General features: G+C 29.8%; 2 protein-coding genes. Both read right to left on the bottom strand.

What is annotated here, in order from left to right; genetic code table 11:
• Positions 1 to 23 precede the first annotated feature (23 nt).
• On the bottom strand, positions 24 to 860 hold the full coding sequence (locus tag QO200_RS19270; RefSeq protein ID WP_371543627.1) for an IS3 family transposase: 837 nt from the start codon (positions 858 to 860) through the stop codon (positions 24 to 26).
• Positions 857 to 1,384 carry a helix-turn-helix domain-containing protein gene (locus tag QO200_RS19265; RefSeq protein WP_371543624.1) on the bottom strand — a complete coding sequence of 176 codons (528 nt, stop codon included), beginning with the start codon at positions 1,382 to 1,384 and terminating at the stop codon, positions 857 to 859. The genes QO200_RS19270 and QO200_RS19265 overlap by 4 nt, the downstream gene beginning before the upstream one ends.
• Positions 1,385 to 1,427 lie beyond the last annotated feature (43 nt).

The raw sequence follows: 1,427 nt of genomic DNA, 5'->3' as shown, positions 1-1,427 counted from the left end.
CAAAAGTTTGGACAAATTTATAATTAATTTTGATAATAATGAGCTCGATATTGTATCGGGCTCATTTTGTTTAAATTTGACTTTCTTCTATCGTTATTGTAATAGTTTATGTATTGGTTTATCTCTTTTTTTAATTGGTCTACTGATTTATATTTTTTTAGATAAAATAGTTCAGATTTTAATATACCAAAGAAGTTTTCTATTATAGCATTATCAAGACAGTTTCCTCTTCTTGACATACTTTGTACTATTCCCTTTTCTTTCAATAAATACTGGTATCGTTTCATTTGATATTGCCAACCTTGATCTGAATGTAATAATAAATTAGTGTTATTTGGTATTTTCTTAAATGCCTTCTTGAGCATCATAACTACTTGATTAAACACCGGTCTTTCTGTGAGTTCATAACTTATTATTTCTTGATTAAATAAATCTATTATAGGTGACAAATACAATTTCTGACCTGAAACATTAAATTCAGTTATATCGGTTGCCCATTTTTGATTTGGTGCGGTTGCCTTGAATTTTCTTTCTAGAATATTAGGTGCAATTTTACCTTGTTCTCCTTTGTATGACTTGTATTTTTTGACTCTAATTAAACTCTTTAATCCTAATAATCTCATCAATCTTAAAACGGTTTTATGGTTGATAATTATTCCTTCGTAATTGAGCTCATCTGTTATTCTCCTGTATCCATAGCGACCTTTATGTTTGTGGTAAATGGATTTTATCAGCTCTTTTATTTCTTGATATTTATCGGCTGATTTTGTCTTTCTTTGATGATAATAAAAATTACTCCGTGCCATATTGGTTTGATTTAAAAGTAAATTCAAATCAAATTTAGGCCTTAATTCCATTATGGCTTGCGCTTTCTGGCTTTCTCTTCTGCTTGAATTAAGGCTTGTAACTTTTTTAGCAATTCGTTCTCACAACGCAGTGCCTCAATCTCTAAAAGAAGTTCTTCTTCTCTTGTTAGTGGTTTGTCTGATTTTCGCTTTTTACGTTTATTGTTATTCATAGTTTTTGGTCTGCCTCTGGTTTTTGGTTCTAAGCCTAATAAACCAAAAGTAGCAAAATCTTTTTTCCATTTGACAATAATACCAGTGTCAGGTATATTAAATTTTATACTTGAATCTCTCAAAGACAAAAGCTCTTTATCAATTGCTTTTAATACTTTAATTTTAAAATGGACTGAATAACTTTGGTTCTTTCGAGGTAGCAAACCAATGCAGCCATATTGCCTATAAAACCCAACCCACTTACGAATGTTAGATTCATTTAGACCTTTCTCAATACTAACATAGTTACAAGAATAATGCTTCTCTAATACTAATTTTACACATTCAAGTTTAAATGTATAATCATATTTGACTTTTCTTTCCATAAAAATACCCCCAAATAGTGTCTAACTTTTTGGGGGCAGTCTA

It is taken from the genome of Flavobacterium sp. Arc3, assembly GCF_041431375.1.
Lineage (GTDB): Bacteria > Bacteroidota > Bacteroidia > Flavobacteriales > Flavobacteriaceae > Flavobacterium.
Note: the sequence above shows the minus strand (reverse complement) of the source record. Positions and strands in the feature narration are given on the sequence as shown.